Genomic DNA, 16,888 nt, shown 5'->3' with positions numbered 1-16,888 from the left:
GGTAAATGGATGACCCGTTGGCGGGATGTTACGATGAAACCAAATCAACCGAATGGAGTGAGCGCGATGAGAAACGCTGCCGAATCCGCGAACGTGAACATGATCCCGAAAGGAAGACCCGAAGCCGGAGGTATGCGGATTGGACAAATTCAAAACGTTTTTGGCTTACTACAGGCCTTATAAAAAACAGCTCGCCCTCGACCTGCTCTTCGCGTCGCTGTCTTCGGTCGTCGCGCTTCTGTATCCGATTGTCGTCAATCGGATCACGAACGGCGCATTGAGCGACGAAGGAATCGCCGCGGAGCTGGTCGTCGAAATGGTCACCGTCTTTTTGATGCTGATGGCGGTCGAGTACGGCTGCAATTATTATACGGATTATTACGGACACGCGATGGGGGCCAGGATGGAGGCGGACATGCGGAACGAGCTGTTCCGGCATGTGCAGAAGCTTTCGTTCCGGTTTCACGACAATGCGAGAACCGGCCGGCTCATGTCTCGCATGACGACGGATTTGTTCGACATATCGGAGCTCGCGCACCACGGGCCGGAGGATCTCGTCATTTCGCTCGTGAGAATCGTCGGCTCGTTCGTCATAGTAACGCATATGAACGGGGCGCTCGCTTTGACGATTTTTATTGTGCTGCCCTTCATGTTCGCGTTCGCCTACCGGTACAGCCTGAAAGTGAAAAACGCGCTGAAAACGAACAAGGAACGGATCGCGGACATCAACGCGCAAATCGAGGACAGCCTGTCCGGGATTCGCGTCGTCCAATCGTTTGCGGCCGAGCCGATCGAGGCGGAAAAGTTCGAAAGCGGCAACCGCCGTTTTTTGGAAAGCCGGAAAAACGGGTATAGGGCGGAGGCACTGTTTTTCAACGGCTTGAACGCGTTCTTTTCGCTTATGACGATTTCGGTCGTCGTCGCCGGCGCCGTTCTGATCAGCTACGACCGGCTGCGCGTCACGGAGCTGATCACGTTCCTGCTGTACGTGAACACGCTGATCGATCCGGTGAAACGGCTCGTCAATTTTACGCAAAATTTGCAAAACGGCGCGGCCGGCTTCGAACGGTTTACGGAGCTGCTGGCGGTCGAGCCGGACATTGTCGACGCGGAGGACGCCGTAGCGTTAAGCGGGGCGAAGGGCAAGGTGGAGTTCGTCGACGTAGGCTTCCGGTACGGCGACGATTCGAACGACGTGTTCCGCCATGTCGACCTGACGGTGAATCCCGGCGAATACGTCGCGCTCGTAGGCGCGTCCGGCGTCGGCAAAACGACGCTTTGCAGCTTGATCCCGCGTTTCTACGAAGCAAGCGAGGGCGCGATCCGAATCGACGATACGGATATTAAAGCCATCCGGCTGAAGTCGCTGCGGGAAACGGTCGGATTCGTGCACCAGGACGTCTATTTGTTTGCGGGCACGATTAAAGAAAACATCGTATACGGGAAGCCGGGAGCGACCGACGCGGAAATTGTCGACGCCGCCAAACGGGCGAACGCCCACGAGTTCATTATGAGCCTGCCCGGCGGCTACGACGCCCGGATCGGCCAGCGGGGCGTCAAGCTGTCGGGCGGCCAGAAGCAGCGCATAAGCATCGCGCGCGTCTTTTTGAAAAATCCCGCCATCGTTATTTTCGACGAAGCGACATCCGCCCTGGACAACGAGAGCGAACGGGTCGTGCAGGAAAGCTTCGAACGGCTGGCGAGGAACCGTACGACCTTCGTCATCGCCCATCGGCTGTCCACGATCCGCAACGCGGACCGGATTATCGTGCTGGCCGACGGGGGGATTGCGGAGGAAGGCACGCATGAAACGCTTTTGGCCCGAAACGGCGTCTACGCGACATTGTACAAGACGCAGTTCCGCCCCGCCGCGCGAGATCGTTCGCCGGAAATCAACCGGAAGTAATGGGATTTTATACCTATTCCACATCCTTACAATAATCGATATATTATGAAAAGAATATACAGGAAACGATGGAGGCACGGACGATGAGCTTTTTCGAGAAAATGAAGGAAGGCGCCGCGAAAGCGGCGGAAAAGGCGAAGGAAACGGTCGAGGTCACCCGTCTTAACGCCCAGATCGGCGCGAAGAAGAAAGAAATCGAAAAATTGCAGCAAAACATCGGGGAACTGGTGTATCAGTCGTATTTATCCAAAGACGCCGATTTGGAGTCGAGAACGGTCTCGTTGTGCATGCAGATTGCCGACCGCTATCAAGATATTGCCGCGCTCGAACTGAAGATCAAAGAAGTGAAAAACGAGAAAGTTTGCGTTTGCGGCGCCGAGCTGGCGGCCGACATTCGGTTTTGTCCGTCGTGCGGCCATCAGTTCGAGCCGAAGCCGGCGGAGCCGGACAAAACCGCTCCGGTATCGGCGCTTGGGTCGGGCAAGGCCGAGGACGATCAATAAAACGGCGCGGGAAACGCCGAGGCCGCCAGCAGGGGGCGCATACGACTACATGTCCGCATGCGTCCCCTGCTGGCGGAACTGGCCCGGCGTCAGCCCGGTCGCCTTCTTGAACTGGCGGCTCAAATAATGCACGCTCGCATAGCCGAACGTTTCGGCGAGCGTCTCCAGCTTTTCGCCCCGCAGCAGTCCCTGCTTCGTTTGCCGGACCCGCTCCGCGATCAAGTACGCCTTCGGATTTTTGCCGATTTCCTGGCGGAATACGTCCGTAAAATAGCTCGGGTTATAGCCGCACAGGCCGGCGAGCTCCGCTACGGACCAATTCCGGCCGGGCTCTTCGCGCATGGCGTCGATCGCCGGACCGATCCGGCTTTGTTTCGTTCCCCGCGCGTTCCGTTCCGCCAATTGCCGGACGACGGAGCAGAGCAGCTCCGCCAGCAGCGCCCGCAGCATGACCGGGAAGCCGGGACGCTCGTGCCGGTACTCGCTTACGATCCGCATCAGCAGCGGCTCCAGACCGTGCGCGGCGAAACGATGCGGGACGGCCACTTCGCCGTACCCGTCCGCCAGCAGCGCGTACGCCGCCGCCGGCCGGGCCTCGTCCATCGTTACGTCCTCGCGGATGCGCGGAGCGGGATGGACGGGAAGCGGGGAAGACGCGTTCCACGAAAAATGCAGACTGAAATAGTCCGTCCCTTCGTCCGCGGTCAGCATATGCGGGCAATCCGGGCCGTAAAACAGAAAGTCGCCCGGCCCCGCTTCGAACCGCTCGCCGCCGAGCGCGAGCCGCGCCCGGCCGGACGCCACGTACACGAGCTGGCAATCCGGTATGAGGCGGGGCCCCCAATGCGTTTTGTGCGTCGTCGCCGCCCTGCTCGCGAAATTGACGGTCGGAGCGATGCCGTTCCAATCGCCGATCCACATCACGCTACCCCCATTCCCGATCTGGAAAAATCGCAACAAAGACATGGAACAAGTGCAAATACTTCGCCTCTCCTTATGCGTTAAGCTTAAAGCGCAATCGATTCCATGTAAAGAAGGTGCGACTGGGATGTTGACGGCGGAGCAGGTGAAGGAGTTCGATACGAACGGCTATTTGAAAGGCGGCGTCATTCTCGGGGACGACGAGGTGGAGCGGCTTCGCGAGGAGCTCGACCTCGTCATGGAAGGCAAGTCGGTCAGGCGGCCCGTCCTGAACCGCAATTTGCTGGAGTCGGAAACGAAGCTGTACGACAATATGAAAATGAGCGTCAACGAAAAAGTGGTGCAAATCGTCAACATTTGGATGGCCAGCGATTTGTTTTACAGGCACGCCTGCCATCCGGTCATCTGCGAGGAAATCGCCCAGCTGTGCCGCACCGATACGCTTCGCATATGGCACGATCAGGTGCAGTACAAGCCTCCGCTGTCCGGAGGGCCGACCGGCTGGCACCAGGACCATCCGCTATGGCCGATCATACAGCCGGCCGAGCTCGTCAGCGCATGGGTGGCGCTCGACGACGCGGTGATCGAGAACGGCTGCATGTGGATGGTGCCGGGCAGCCACAAGTGGGGCAATCAGATGAAGCATATGGCCAGCACGCCGGATTTCAAGCCGTACCATAAGGAGCCGGGGCTGCTGCCGGACGACGCCGTCGTGGAAGCCGTGCCGTTCGAAATCAAGAAAGGGCAGGTCGGCTACCATCACTGCCTGACGTGGCACGGCAGCCCGCACAACCGTTCCGAGCGGAAGCGGAGGGCGATCGCCGTCCATTATATGCCGGGCTATACGCGGTACGAGCCGATCTCCGGCCATGTCATGGACCGGTACGTCGAAGTGAAGCCGGGCGACATTTTGGAAGGGGAGCATTTTCCCGTCGTGTACCGGAGAGCTTGAGGCCCGGGCCGCGAACGGAGAAAGGCGAACCGGCCCGTGCGACGGGCCGACGAAAATCGGGAGGCCGACCGCCGCGGCGGATCGCGCCTCCCGATGTGCTCTTTTAAGCCGGCGCAAACGCGGGAACGCCGTCGCTGCCGATCGTCATTTTGTACCTCGCTCCGTTCGGAGCGTGCATGTAGACGCCGTCGAAATTCGTCGCCCCCTGCACGAGAACGGCGGCCGTTTTGCCCTCCGCATAGTTGTTCGACAGCTGCACGTTGGCGCACGTGGACGTGACGTTGATGCCGTATTGGTTTTGGTTGCCGGACGGCGCTTTCGCAATCCGGTTGCCGGATACCGTCCCGTTTTTGGCTCCGTTCGCGACGTTGATTCCATGCCGGGCGTTGTCCGTTTCGAGAGCGGGGGAGTCGATCGTATTGCCGCTCACCTGAAAGCCGTCCATGCTTTGGATGAAAATGCCGTTCCGGCCGCAGCGGCGGATCTGGTTATGATGGATCTGGATGAATGCGGTATGTCCCCGGCCGCGGTACGCCGCATCCGGCTCCTCGGAGTAGACCGCCTCGGTTTTCGTATCCTCGAAATGGTTGTCGGCGATGTTCGCGTGGCTGACGTAGGACAGCCAGACGCCCCGGTACGTACGGTGAAACGAGTTGCCGGCGATCGTCAGCCGGTTCGTCCAGCGCGCGGTGATGCAGCTGCTCGTCGTCGCCCCCTGCTCGAACGCGTTGTTCGCGATGACGACCGACTCGACTTTGGCGTAAACGTCGTTGTCTTTCGGCCAGCCGACGCAGTATACGTTTTCCCCGAGCGTCCCTTTGAACACGTTGCCGGCGATGACGACGTTTCGCGACGACTGCGGCAACCCGGTCTGGTTGCCGGCCCCGTCCTTCGACGACTCGGTGTTGCCCGCCGGGTTGGACAGCATGACGCCCCGCCGGCAGTTCAGAAACGCGTTGCCCTCGATGAACAGCTCGGCGAACTTGAAGCTGCGGACGCCGGCGAACGTCATGCCGTCGAACGTATTCCCGGCGATCTTAATATTCGAATTGAACGAATCGTACACGGCGTAATGGTTGCCGACGCCGGACGGCCAAGGCTGCGTTCCCGGCGTGCCGGACGCGCCGAAGTAGCAGCCGGCGACGACGACGTTGCGGCACGGCGTGCCGTCGAAGGCGCCCCATTGCGAGAAGCCGGACGCGGTATGGTTCGCGAGCTGGATCGCTTCCGGATAGTCCCGCGATTGATCGGCGGTGCCGTCCTTGTAGCCGAGAAACCGGCAATTTTCGATCCATACGTTGCGGCAGGCGTTCATGTCGATGCCGTGGTTGCTGACGATATCCCGCATTTCGACGCCGCGGACGACGATATTTTGGCCGCGGGCGAGACCGAACCCGTTGAAGGCGTCCGGGTACGCCAAAATGTTGCCCTCCCATACGCCCCCTTCGATCACGATGTTGCCGTGCCCTTCGTAGCCTTCGTACGTCGCGCCGTTATCGCCGCCCACAAGGAACGAATGGTCGTGGCAGCGCAAAATGGTCGCCCCCGGATCCAGCATCAGGTGCGTATTGCGGTAGATGCGCAGCGTGTTCGTCACTTTATACGTCCCCTTCGGGACGACGACGCGGGAGATGCCGCCTTGCTGCGTTTGATTCAACGCGGCTTGCAAAGACGCCGTATCGTCGCGCGTCCCGTCGCCGGCCGCTCCGAAATCCCGGACGTTGCAGACGGCCGCCGTTTCCGTCGCGAAGACGGGATGGGACTTGGCGCCGTAGACGTCGCCGGTTACCGGTCCGGCGAATGCGCCCTCCTGGCGCAGGAAGGCGTTCCCGGACGCTAAGGCGACTCCGGTCAAGCCGATGGATGCGAGCAGTTTTCTTCGGCTGATCGCTCCGTTCGATGGCATGTGTTCCGACATGGCAAATTCCTCCTTTGGATGGGGATGCGGCTTTCGATTGCGGCGCCCGCGGTTTCGGGCGAGACGGCTTCGGCTCATTTCCCGGGCGGCGTCCAGTCTTTTTCGGTGACGACTTCGATCGTCCTCCCGTCGGAATGGAGCAAAAGGTTGCCGTGCAGCCCGGTCGAGTAGACGGTCGCGCCTTTTTTCTCGAGCCGTTCCTTCAAATTCGGGCTTTGGAAAATGTTTTGGCTCATGACGACGATTTTCGGCGAAACCGCTTGCAGAAACGCCTCCGACGAAGACGTCGACTCGCTGCCGTGGTGCGGGATGTCCATCATGTCCGACTTCAGCTTGTCTTTCCAGGGGGAGGCGGTCAGCTCGATTTCCCGGCGCTTGTAAATGTCGGCCGTAAACAAAAACGTCCGCTCCTTGTACGTCATTTTCAGCACCATCGAGTAGTCGTTCAGTTCTTGGGCGGAAAACGATTTCACCGCGTCCGGCAGCTCGCCCTTGGGCGGATTCAGCACCTCGAACTCGACTTCGCCGCCGAGCTTGAACGTATCGCCCGCCTCGAGCGTCTTCTTCGGCACTTGTCCCGCGTCGAGGGCGGCCATCGCGTTTTTGTACGGATTGGACGTCGGGTACGGCAAAGGCTCCATGTAAAACTGGCGGATCGTCTTTTGCTTCGCGACGGTGGCGAAGCCGCCGATATGGTCGATATGCGGATGCGTATTCAAGGCGACGTCCAGCGAATCGATGCCGAGCTTGTTCAAGTAGGCCACGACTTGCGCGCCGACCTCCGGCAGCCCGGCGTCGACGAGCATCGTTTTGCCGTCCGGGGACGTGATGAGGAAGCTGTCTCCGGTCAAGTTTTCCCCGGCCAGGTGAAAGTAGCGGATCGTCAGCTGCCCCTTGAAGGCGTCTTTGTCGAAAATAAGCTCCGGTCGCGCCGTCTGCTTCGCGGGCGCCGTCTCCGGCGCCGGCGCCACGGCCGGTTCGGTCTGCGGACCGGCAGACCGGCAGGACGCGAGAAGCAGCGCGAGCAGGCAGGCCGCGCCGATTTTGCGCAGGCGGTCGATCCGTCGCGGGAATGGCATGCGTTCAGCTCCTTGTATGCGCCGTAATAAGACGGGAGGCCGGGCTGCGCCGTACCTCCCGGATACCGATGACGGGCAGGCTCCGCGTTATTTGCTGTTTTTGTAGCGCTCGTACGCCTGCTTGTAAATTTTCATATACTCGTCCACGCCCATCTTTTGCACGGTCGCGACGTATTTGTCCCACTCGGACATCGGCATCGAGCCGGTGATGAATTTCGCTTCCGTCTCGCCGATATAGTTTTGGATGTCGTTGCCGACCGTGGAGCGGAACTCGGTCTCCTCCTCCGTGAAGTTGAAGTTGTTCCACAGCTCCTTGACCGCGTACGGCTGCGCCTTTTTCCCGACGGCGATCGACTCCGGCAGCGTTTCCGAGCCTTTGAAATATTTTTCCTGCACGTAGCCCGGGTAGCTGCCGCCGAGCCAGGTGATATATTTGGCGAGCGCCTGGTCCATCGTCAGCCCGTTCGGGTTTTTCGTAATTTCGTCGACGAATTCCAGCTTCCCGTCGGCGGTCTTTCTGTACGTCTGCCCTTCGATGCCCATGAAGTAGAACGTCGCCCCTTCGTCGCCGTAGAAATGGTCGATCCAGCGCACGGTCGCTTCCGGATGCTTGTTTTTGTCCGTAATGACGAACGCTCCGGGCCATACGGCCGGCACTTTGACGTGGGAGTACAGCTGGTCGCCGTGCGGCCCTTTGAGCGCGCCGAGTCCGAAATAGCCGGTCTGGTTCAGCTGGGTCGTCGGGTTCGGGTTGATCGTCGCGCCGAACACGCCTTTTTGCCCTTTGGCGTACAGCGCGCTCGTCTTGATCGTGAAAATTTCTTTATCGATCAGGCCTTCGGTATACAGCTTGCGGACGTACTCGATCACTTCTTTATACTTCGGATCGGTGCGGAAAAAGCGCAGCTCGTTCGTCTTCGGATCGACGTCGACGAATTTGTGGCCGAGGCCGCGGTTGCCGAAGCCCCAAGCGCCGCGAATTTGCTCGATGAGCGGGTTGATCCCTTCGCCCGCGTACGGAATTTCGTCCGCCTGGCCGTTGCCGTTCAGGTCGGTTTGCTTGACCGCCTTCAAATATTGGTACAGCTCCTCGGTCGTCGTCGGCTCCTTCATGCCGAGCTTGTCGAGCCATTCCTGCTTCACCCACAGCGGCGTGCCGATGAGCATCGGCAAAAAGTCCGGGCTGTAGAACGACGGGAACGAATAAATGTTGCCGTCCGGCATCGTCAGCCCTTTTTTCAAATCCGGATATTTCTCCAGCAGCTTCTTGAAGTTGGGCGCGTATTTGTCGATCAGATCGTTCAGCTTGATGAACGTGCCCTGCGCGCCGTATTTCATCAGGTCGGAAGCGGGAACGCGCGCCGAGTAAAAGGCGTCGGGATAGTCGCCGCCGGCCAAGGCGAGGTTGCGCTTTTCGGTCAAGTTGTCGAACGGGACGAGCTGGAATTTGACGTTGACGTTCGTCATTTTGGCGTATTCTTTCCAGACGAGCGTTTCCTCGAAGTTATTGCCGTTCGTCGCCGCCTTGCCGGTAAAAAACGTCAGCGAAATCGGCTCCTTGACGATCGGCATGCCCGAAAGGTTAAGGCCTGCGACTTCCTTCGCGGCGCCCTCCTTGCCGGCCCCGCCGGTTTCGGTTTTCCCGCCTCCGCCGCCTCCGCAGCCGGCGAGCAAGCCGCCCGCGACGGCCAGCGTCGCGACGGCGGAAACCCACTGTTTCGTGTTCATCGAAGATGTCCTCCCTTTTTCTCCACTGTCATTATCGCTAAAAGGGCCGCGGCCCTCAATAGCCCTACCCTTTGATGGCCCCAATCATGACGCCCTTGACGAAATATTTTTGCAGGAACGGATACAGCAGCAGCACCGGCAAATTGGCCACGATGACGACGGCGTACTTGATCGCTTCGCCCTCCATGACGATTTTCGCCTGCGTGTCGTCGCCGATGCCGAGCATTTCCTGCATTTGGCCCTGGATCAAAATTTCGCGCAAAAACAGCTGCAGCGGGTATTTGTCGCGGTCGGTCAAATAAATCAGGGCGCTGAAATACGAGTTCCAATGGCCGACGCTGTAAAACAAAATCATGACGGCGATAATCGGCATCGACAGCGGCAGCACGATCCGAGTCAGCGTCGACAAATTCGAGCAGCCGTCCATCGCGGCCGCCTCCTGCATCTCGTACGGAATGCCGCTTTGAAAAAAGGTGCGCATGATGAGGATGTTATAAACCGACACGGCGCTCGGAATGAGCAGCGCCCACATCGAGTTCAGCATCCCGAGCTGCTTGACGAGCAAATACGTCGGCACCATGCCGCCGCTGAAAAACATCGTGAACACCATCATCGCTGCGATCCAGTTGCGGCCGAAAAAGTCGCGCCGCGACAGCGGATAGGCGGCCGCGATCGACATGGCGAGGTTGATCGCCGTACCGACTACGGTGTAAACGATCGTGTTCAAATAGCCGGACAATATTTCGCTGTTTTGAAAAATTTTTTCGTAGCCGACGACGGTAAGCCCTTTCGGCCACAGCCAAACTTCGCCGCGCATCACCGCGTCGGGACTGCTGAACGACGCGACGAGGACGAAGACGAGCGGATACAGCACGATGACGCACAGCAGCGCGAGCGCCGCATGGACGAACCAATCGAACAGCTTCTCGCCTGCGCTTTGCCGGTTCATGGCGGCACCTCCTACCATAAGCTAGTGTCGTTGACTTTGCGCGCGATCCGGTTGACCAGGATGAGCAGCACGAAGTTGATGACCGAGTTGAACAGCCCGACGGCCGCGGAATAGCTGTACTGTCCGTCGATGATCCCTTTGCGGTAGACGTGGGTCGCGATTATGTCCGACGCCTGCATGTTGAGCGAGTTTTGCATCAGAAACACTTTCTCGAAGCCGACGCTGAGCAGGGAGCCCATGTTCAAAATGAGCAAAATCGTAATCGTCGGCGCGATGCCCGGCAAATTGATGTGCCAAATGCGACGAAGCCGGCCGGCGCCGTCCACGCGGGCCGCCTCGTGCAGCTGGGGGTCGATGCCGGTCAGGGCGGCGAGATAAATGATCGAGCTCCAGCCCATCTGCTGCCAGACGCCGGACCAGACGTAAATCGATTTGAACCATGCCGGCTCGGTCAGGAAGTCGATCGGCTCGCCCCATAGGAGAGTGATCGCTTTGTTCAGCAAACCGGTTTGCGGCGACAAAAAGATGAACAATATGCCGACCATGACCACGGTCGACAGAAAATGCGGCGCGTACGTGACCGTTTGGACGAACCGGCTGAACGCTTTCGACTTCACTTCGTTGATCAGCAGCGCCAGCGCGATCGGGATCGGGAAGCCGACGAGCAGCTGGTACAGGCCGATGCCGAGCGTATTTTTCAGCAGCCTCCAAAAATAGTAGCTTTCGAAAAAGCGCTCGAAGTGCCGGAAGCCGACCCACGGGCTGCCCCATATGCCTTTGGTGGCGATAAAGTTTTTGAACGCGATCTGCACGCCGTACATCGGGATATATTCGAATACGATAAAAAAGACGATGACGGGGGCGATGAGCAAATACAAATCCCAGTTTTTGCGCAGTTGTCTCGCGACCGCGTTCGGCCGTCTTCGCTTCGTTCCGGTTTCCGGCAGCAGCGCTTGCTTCGGCATAGGTTTCCCCCCTTTTGTCGTTTACTATGGTTCGGAGCATAGCAAAGACGGAAGGGAAAAGGAATTTACCGTTCTTTCGTTCCTGTACGGCGCATTGTCCCGGCTAAAAAAATGATAACTTCCCAAAAAAAAGCGTGTTTTGCCGCCCGCGCACTTTCAGTACAATGAAGAAAAAGCTTGGAGCGGGGTTTTGCGAACCCGGATCGTTCAGTCCGGACGCCGCTCCCGGAAATAGCCGTTAAAGGGGTTACCGCATTTGAAATGGTCGATGTTCCACCGGCAAACGCTGATGTTTCGCATATTCGTCAGTTTTCTCAGCATCATTTTGCTGTTTTCCGTCTTTAACGCGCTGTCCGTTCATCTGTTCAACAACGGCGTACAAAAAGAAATCATTCAGTACAACCGGCTGATTTTGAAAAATACGGCCGAACGGTATCAAACCCATTTCGACCGGATCAAGACGATGCTGTTCGACCTGTACTCGGATGAGCGCGTCACCGCGTTCAACCGGCAGATGCTGGCGAAAAACGAGGCGGACATCGAATATTGGAGGGCGACGGAGGTGCTGAAGGAGCTTCGCTCGCATGCGTACAATCCGATGTTCTATTTGAACAATTTGCTGATCTATTACGATTCCCGCTCGTTTCTGATCGAGAAGGAGGGCAGCGTCCCGGCGGACATGTTTTTCGGCCGCTTCTACGCCAGCGGGAAATATCCGCTTTCGTATTGGAAAGGGCAGCTCGATCGCAGCGACAACTACGTGCTGCACCCGCAGGATACGTTTACCGTTTCGACGCTCAGCTCGTCCGTGGAGCTTCCGCTCATCCCGTTTTCGCTGCGCATGCCTTCGTCCAATTATCAGGTCATAGCGCTGATGGACGGGCGAAAGCTGCAGGAGGCGTTTTACGGCATCGGCGACGACAGGCGGTTCATGATCGTGCGGGAGGACGGATCGCTGCTGTACCGGTCCACCGGGGAGCTGTCCGCGGCCGACGTCCCTTCGTTCGAAGGCGGCGACGGGTACGGGCTGGCGGGCGATTATTACTATTTCAAGGAGACGCCGGACGGGTCGGACTTTACGTACGTGACGGCGGTGCCTTATTCGGACATCGCCTCCCGGGTGCGCAACGCGAATTTGTCGCTGCTGCTCGTATCCGCCGTTTCGATCGCGATCGGCCTGCTCGCTTCCGTCTATTTCAGCGGCGCGATCAACCGGCCCGTCAAACAGATGGTCGCGTCGATCGTCAGGCGGGAGCCGCTGCGGCTGCGCACCGCCATTCGCGAGTTCGACCTGATTCACGAAAACATCGGCGAGCTGATGAAGGAGAAGGAAGGCATCCACAAGGAGCTGCAGGAAAAACGGTCGCTGCTGACGAGCTTCGGCTACATCAACAAGCTGAAGTCGATCACGTCCGACATCAACGAATGGAAAGATATCGCGGTAATGGACGAACCGTTCTTCGTCGTTCTGTTCCAAATCCGCTTCAAGCTGCGGTCCGTCGCCGACAGCCAAATGAAGACCGAGCGGATGGCGTACTACATCCAGGAATATATCAACCTCGTCTTCTCCGAGCGGTTGCCGACGTCGCATACGTTTCAGATCGAGAACGACGAAATTTTGTCGATCGTCCGCGGCAAAGCGATGCCGGACGGTTTGGACGAGCTGCTTGCGATGCTGAAGACGATTTTGGACCGCGACAACGCCTTCTTCCTCGTCACGATCGCCGTCAGCCCGATGTACGGCCATTCCGGTCAAGTGAGCGACGCTTACCGGGAAGTGCAGGATTTGGCGCGGCAGGCGCGGCCCGTGGACGAGAGCCAGATCATTCGCGAGCGCCGGACGGTGCCGGCCCAGCTCGTGCTTACGGTCGCGCAGGAGCAGGAGCTGTACGCGAACGTGCAGGCCGGCAACCGTTCGTTTTGCGTCGCCTTCATGGAGCGGATCATCGATCAGATGGAGAAGAAGGAAGCGACGCTCGGGCAGCTGCAGCAGCTCGCCGAAGGCGTCATCGCGCGGGTCGCGAAAATATTGGAGCCGTTCGGTGCGGACGCGGGCGAGGGCGGTGGCGGCGGCGAAGCGGGCTTTCAGGCGCGCCAGCACGCGCTCATGCGGGAATGCTGCACGCCCGAGCAGTTCAAGCGGTTTTACGGGGAGCTGTTCCTCGAAGCCGGCAACGTCGTTCAGTCGAAAAAAGGGGAGCAGGACGCGGCGATCGCCTTCGTCATGGATTACGTGGAAAACCGGTTCGCGGAGGATATATCGCTCGACCTGCTTGCCGATAAGCTGAATTTGTCGGTCGCCTATTTGTCCGTTTACATCAAGGAAAAAACCGGGTCCAATTTCAGCGAGCATCTGAACGCGGTGCGCATTCGCAAGGCGAAGGAGCTGCTGGCCGACTCGGAGCTCAGCGTCCAGGAAATCAGCGAGCGTATCGGCTACCGGAACGCGACGTCGTTCATTCGGATGTTCAAAAAGATGACCGGCGTTCCGCCCGGCGAATATCGCAAGCACCGGACGATCGAAGCGGAGCTGGCGAACCAAACGTCGTGAGTAAGCGATTTCTCGCGGGGGTTTTCGGGAAACGGAAAAAAGGACGGTATTCCGGGGAAAAAGCGGGATATCGTCCTTTTTATTGCCCGAAACGTTGAGCGAAGCGGTTGCATCGGGCGGGAGCTTCCGTTAATTTGGTAATAGCGCTTTTGTTCTTTTCCTTATATTTCAACCCGGAAAGGTGATCGAGGTTCATGCTGCAAACAGCGACGGAGCACAAGGACGTAATGTACGGTCCGCACGAAAGAAACGTATTGGACGCCTATTTGGTCGGCAGCGCGGAGGCGCCTTCGCCGGCGGTTCTGTTTCTGCACGGGGGCGGGTACGTCGGCGGCGATAAAAACGCGGTGTTGTCGACGGCTTTGATGAGAGAATGTTTGGAGGCGGGCATTTCCGTCCTTTCGGCCAATTACCGGTTCATCCAAAAGCATCCGTTTCCGGCCCCGATGGAGGACGGGACGCGCGCGATCCAGTTCGTCCGGCACAAAGCGGCGGAATGGAACATCGACCCGGCGCGCATCGCTACGGCGGGCTCGTCCGCCGGCGGGCATATCGCGTTATGGAACGCGCTGCGGGGCGACTTGGCGAAGCCGGACAGCCCGGACCCGGTCGAGCGCGAATCGAGCGCGGTCAGCGCCTTTATCGGCTTCGGGACGCAGGTGTCGAAAGACCAGCGGTTTTACGAGGGCATTTACGAAGGACCGCACATTCAGCCGAACTTGGCGATGTTTTACGGCATCGAATCGCTGGACGAGCTGTACCGTCCGGACGTGCTGAAGAAGGCCGAAGAAGCGTCCGCGATCAACTACATGTCGGAGGCGGCTCCGCCGGTTCTGATGAACTACGACTACGTGTTCGATCTTCCGCGCATTCCGGCCGACGCGCCGGTCGGCGAAGTGATCCACCATCCGATGCACGGCTATATGCTCAAGCAAAAGTACGACGCGCTCGGCAAAACGTTCGTCTTCCGGCACAAAGGCGATCCGCTGCGCCCGGGCGAGCTGGCGCGGTTTCTGCTGGACAGCTTCGGCTGACGCAAACGAACAAGGCCCGCTTGGCCATAAGCGGGCTTTGCTCGTTTGCGCGGGATTCGCTCCGGGAAGCGATTGTCCCGGTCTCCGGCCGGATGGGAAATCGTGTTCATCGTTTCGGCGCCCGGTGGAATCGGCATCCACAGTCGGCACAAATATGCTATAATGGCAAAGTGATAGACCGATAGAATGTCGATAGAGAAAGCGCGCGAAGCCGGCTTCGGCCGACCGAGCGACGTTCGCGGAAGGGGACGACCGAAGATGAGCGACCGCATCGTGCTGCTTGTGGACGGCATGGCGCTGTTGTTTCGCGCCTATTACGCCAGCGCATACAGCGGATATATCAAACGAACGAGCGCCGGGCTGCCCACCAACGCGGTGCACGGGTTCGTCAAATATTTTACCGACGCCGTCAAGCGGTTTCGGCCGACGCACGTCGTCTGCTGCTGGGATATGGGAAGCACGACGTTCCGCACCGAGCAGTACGCGGATTATAAAGGAAACCGCGAGGCGCCGCCGGACGATTTGATTCCCCAATTCGATCTCGTCAAGGAAGTGGTCGACAGCTTCGGCGTGCCGAACGTCGGGCTGCGCGGCTACGAGGCGGACGATTGCATCGGCACGTTGGCGCGGCGCTACGCGGAGGAAGGAGCGCACGTGTTCGCGCTCACGGGGGATCACGATTTGCTGCAAATCGTGGCCGAGCGGGTGCACGTCGTCATCATGAAGAAAGGCCCGTCCAATTACGCCGTTTACGACGAAGCGGCGCTGCTTGCGGAGCGCGGACTGACGCCTCGCCAGGTGATCGAGCTGAAGGGGCTCACCGGCGACACGAGCGACAATTACCCGGGCGTCAAAGGGATCGGGGAGAAAACGGCGCTCAAGCTGCTCGCCGAATACGGCGACATCGACGGCATTCTCGCCGCCCTCGATTCGGTAGCCGCCGGCGTGCGCAAAAAAATCGAAGCGTCGCTCGACATGCTGCATTTGTCCCGCGACTTGGCGACGATCCGCTGCGACGTACCGGTCGAATGCCCGCTGGGCGACTGCGTCTCGTCTCCCGACCTGCTCCGGCTGCGCGAGAAGTTCGAGGAGCTGGAATTTAAAGGACTCGCTCAGCAAATCGGCTGACCCGGGCCGAGGCGGTCCCAGGCTACATACACCCAACCGATACCAACATGCTGGAGGAAACCATTATGCCGGATATGCTCGTAAAGCTGTACGAATTGCCCGAAAAAACGACGATCATCAACAAGCTGGCGGCGGAAGGAATCGACATTCGCCGCGGGCTCGCTCCGGAGAAGCATATCGTAAAAGAATGGGTGCGCCGCACGTTCAACGAGCATTGGGAAAGCGAAGTCGACGTGGCGTTTTCCCGCCAGCCGGTTTCGTGCTTTATCGCGACACAGGACGGCAAAGTCGTCGGCTTCGGCTGCTACGAAGCGACCCGCAAAAACTACTTCGGCCCGACCGGCGTCGATCCGTCCATGCGGGGCAAAGGCGTCGGCAAAGCGCTGCTGCTCGCCTGCATGCACGGCCTGTACGACGAAGGGTACGCGTACGCGATTATCGGCGGAGCCGGTCCGACGGAATTTTACAACAAGGCGGTCGGGGCGATTCCGATCGAAGGCTCGGTGCCGGGCGTGTATAAAGGGATGCTGAAGAAGGTTCAGGAATAGGCGGGGCTGTGCTCGGAAGCCCGGCGGCTTCGAGAACGGTTCGTTCGGAAGCTTTCCATATGAAATGAGGCGGGAGCGCGGCTCCCGCCTTTGTTTGCTGCCCCCTCCGCTCCGATGCCGGGGCTCTCTCATTTTTTCGTTTTTCCGGAAGCGCGTCATACAGGGGATCCGCGGCAACCGGGCGGATCCGGATCGATGCTGACGAATCTTACGATGCTTATCGGCGGGAAAACGACCGTTTTTTAAGGCTTACGAATCCGTGCAGCGTTATCGAGCCGAAAAGGGAAGAAAACGATCCGAATCGCGGGCAATAACGTTACCGAAGTTCGTTACAAATTCAAACCCCCGCATTCAGCTCCGATAACGATCGTCGGTTCGTTAGCCGTATGTCCGAAAACCGGAAGAAGCGAAGTGAAGGCGAAAGCCGTTCGCGGAAGCTTGGAGGGAACCGGAGGAGGACGCGGCGTCCGTTCAACCTCCGGCTTCGCACTTTCCGGCGAGGTTTCGACCTCTGCCGGAGTATCGTTTTTTTGGCATCGCCTCCTCCTATTCATCGAGCCTCCCTTTTGGAACAGTTCCTTTCGTTTTGCCGTATACCTCCTGAGAATTTGATGTATAGTGATGTACATTTAATTGCGATTGACAGCGCGCCTGCAATCGATTATCGTGTTTTTGAAAAGAGTTGGAGTATGGATTGTTCGTTTTT

The 16,888-nt window shown here is 58.8% G+C and carries 13 protein-coding genes; 7 read left to right on the top strand and 6 right to left on the bottom strand.

What is annotated here, in order from left to right; translation table 11 throughout:
• Nucleotides 1-139 precede the first annotated feature (139 nt).
• A complete protein-coding gene (locus tag PV407_RS16560; RefSeq protein ID WP_332091029.1) occupies nt 140-1,906 on the top strand; it encodes an ABC transporter ATP-binding protein in 1,767 nt (588 codons plus the stop codon).
• 83 nt (nt 1,907-1,989) lie between these two features.
• On the top strand, nt 1,990-2,409 hold the full coding sequence (locus PV407_RS16555) for a zinc ribbon domain-containing protein (RefSeq protein WP_332091028.1): 420 nt from the start codon (nt 1,990-1,992) through the stop codon (nt 2,407-2,409).
• Between the two features lie 45 nt (nt 2,410-2,454).
• Here the strand turns inward: PV407_RS16555 and PV407_RS16550 are convergent, their stop codons facing one another.
• Nucleotides 2,455-3,330 carry an AraC family transcriptional regulator gene (locus tag PV407_RS16550; protein ID WP_332091027.1) on the bottom strand — a complete coding sequence of 292 codons (876 nt, stop codon included), beginning with the start codon at nt 3,328-3,330 and terminating at the stop codon, nt 2,455-2,457.
• A gap of 127 nt (nt 3,331-3,457) precedes the next feature.
• Between PV407_RS16550 and PV407_RS16545 the strand changes: the two genes are divergently transcribed.
• Nucleotides 3,458-4,282, top strand: coding sequence for a phytanoyl-CoA dioxygenase family protein (locus PV407_RS16545; protein WP_332091026.1), 825 nt, complete (start codon nt 3,458-3,460; stop codon nt 4,280-4,282).
• 103 nt (nt 4,283-4,385) lie between these two features.
• Here PV407_RS16545 and PV407_RS16540 read toward each other — a convergent pair whose 3' ends face one another.
• The 5 genes from PV407_RS16540 to PV407_RS16520 form a co-directional block, all read right to left on the bottom strand.
• Nucleotides 4,386-6,200 (bottom strand): right-handed parallel beta-helix repeat-containing protein, encoded by a 1,815-nt coding sequence (locus tag PV407_RS16540; protein WP_332091025.1) that lies wholly within the window; start codon nt 6,198-6,200, stop codon nt 4,386-4,388.
• 74 nt (nt 6,201-6,274) lie between these two features.
• Nucleotides 6,275-7,279, bottom strand: a complete 1,005-nt coding sequence (locus tag PV407_RS16535) for a ComEC/Rec2 family competence protein (protein ID WP_332091024.1) — start codon at nt 7,277-7,279, stop codon at nt 6,275-6,277.
• 87 nt (nt 7,280-7,366) lie between these two features.
• Entirely contained in the window at nt 7,367-9,007 is a 1,641-nt protein-coding gene (locus tag PV407_RS16530; protein ID WP_332091023.1) for an extracellular solute-binding protein, read from the bottom strand.
• A 64-nt stretch (nt 9,008-9,071) separates the two neighbouring features.
• Nucleotides 9,072-9,956: a carbohydrate ABC transporter permease gene (locus tag PV407_RS16525; protein WP_332091022.1), complete on the bottom strand. Its 885-nt coding sequence runs from the start codon at nt 9,954-9,956 to the stop codon at nt 9,072-9,074.
• 11 nt (nt 9,957-9,967) lie between these two features.
• Complete coding sequence (locus tag PV407_RS16520; RefSeq protein WP_332091021.1) at nt 9,968-10,921, bottom strand: ABC transporter permease; 954 nt, start codon at nt 10,919-10,921, stop codon at nt 9,968-9,970.
• A 256-nt stretch (nt 10,922-11,177) separates the two neighbouring features.
• Between PV407_RS16520 and PV407_RS16515 the strand changes: the two genes are divergently transcribed.
• From PV407_RS16515 to PV407_RS16500, 4 genes are all read left to right on the top strand, one after another.
• Nucleotides 11,178-13,472 carry a helix-turn-helix domain-containing protein gene (locus PV407_RS16515; protein WP_332091020.1) on the top strand — a complete coding sequence of 765 codons (2,295 nt, stop codon included), beginning with the start codon at nt 11,178-11,180 and terminating at the stop codon, nt 13,470-13,472.
• Nucleotides 13,473-13,666: 194 nt separating this feature from the next.
• Entirely contained in the window at nt 13,667-14,506 is an 840-nt protein-coding gene (locus tag PV407_RS16510) for an alpha/beta hydrolase (RefSeq protein ID WP_332091019.1), read from the top strand.
• Nucleotides 14,507-14,764: 258 nt separating this feature from the next.
• Nucleotides 14,765-15,634: a 5'-3' exonuclease gene (locus PV407_RS16505; RefSeq protein ID WP_332091018.1), complete on the top strand. Its 870-nt coding sequence runs from the start codon at nt 14,765-14,767 to the stop codon at nt 15,632-15,634.
• A 65-nt stretch (nt 15,635-15,699) separates the two neighbouring features.
• Nucleotides 15,700-16,182 carry a GNAT family N-acetyltransferase gene (locus PV407_RS16500; protein ID WP_332091017.1) on the top strand — a complete coding sequence of 161 codons (483 nt, stop codon included), beginning with the start codon at nt 15,700-15,702 and terminating at the stop codon, nt 16,180-16,182.
• The last annotated feature ends 706 nt before the right edge of the window (nt 16,183-16,888 follow it).

It is taken from the genome of Paenibacillus sp. GYB003 (assembly GCF_036577625.1).
In the GTDB taxonomy this organism is placed as follows: Bacteria; Bacillota; Bacilli; order Paenibacillales; family NBRC-103111; genus Paenibacillus_AB.
The sequence above is the reverse complement of the archived record's forward strand: the minus strand, read 5'-3'. Positions and strand labels throughout refer to the sequence as shown.

What these genes read in the sequence shown, in the direction of transcription:
- PV407_RS16530 (WP_332091023.1), bottom strand. Translation starts at nt 9,007, where the DNA reads ATGAACACGAAACAGTGGGTTTCCGCCGTCGCGACGCTGGCCGTCGCG.
- PV407_RS16535 (WP_332091024.1), bottom strand. Translation starts at nt 7,279, where the DNA reads ATGCCATTCCCGCGACGGATCGACCGCCTGCGCAAAATCGGCGCGGCC.
- PV407_RS16520 (WP_332091021.1), bottom strand. Translation starts at nt 10,921, where the DNA reads ATGCCGAAGCAAGCGCTGCTGCCGGAAACCGGAACGAAGCGAAGACGG.
- PV407_RS16500 (WP_332091017.1), top strand. Translation starts at nt 15,700, where the DNA reads ATGCCGGATATGCTCGTAAAGCTGTACGAATTGCCCGAAAAAACGACG.
- PV407_RS16525 (WP_332091022.1), bottom strand. Translation starts at nt 9,956, where the DNA reads ATGAACCGGCAAAGCGCAGGCGAGAAGCTGTTCGATTGGTTCGTCCAT.
- PV407_RS16510 (WP_332091019.1), top strand. Translation starts at nt 13,667, where the DNA reads ATGCTGCAAACAGCGACGGAGCACAAGGACGTAATGTACGGTCCGCAC.
- PV407_RS16540 (WP_332091025.1), bottom strand. Translation starts at nt 6,200, where the DNA reads ATGTCGGAACACATGCCATCGAACGGAGCGATCAGCCGAAGAAAACTG.
- PV407_RS16550 (WP_332091027.1), bottom strand. Translation starts at nt 3,330, where the DNA reads ATGTGGATCGGCGATTGGAACGGCATCGCTCCGACCGTCAATTTCGCG.
- PV407_RS16505 (WP_332091018.1), top strand. Translation starts at nt 14,765, where the DNA reads ATGAGCGACCGCATCGTGCTGCTTGTGGACGGCATGGCGCTGTTGTTT.
- PV407_RS16555 (WP_332091028.1), top strand. Translation starts at nt 1,990, where the DNA reads ATGAGCTTTTTCGAGAAAATGAAGGAAGGCGCCGCGAAAGCGGCGGAA.
- PV407_RS16545 (WP_332091026.1), top strand. Translation starts at nt 3,458, where the DNA reads ATGTTGACGGCGGAGCAGGTGAAGGAGTTCGATACGAACGGCTATTTG.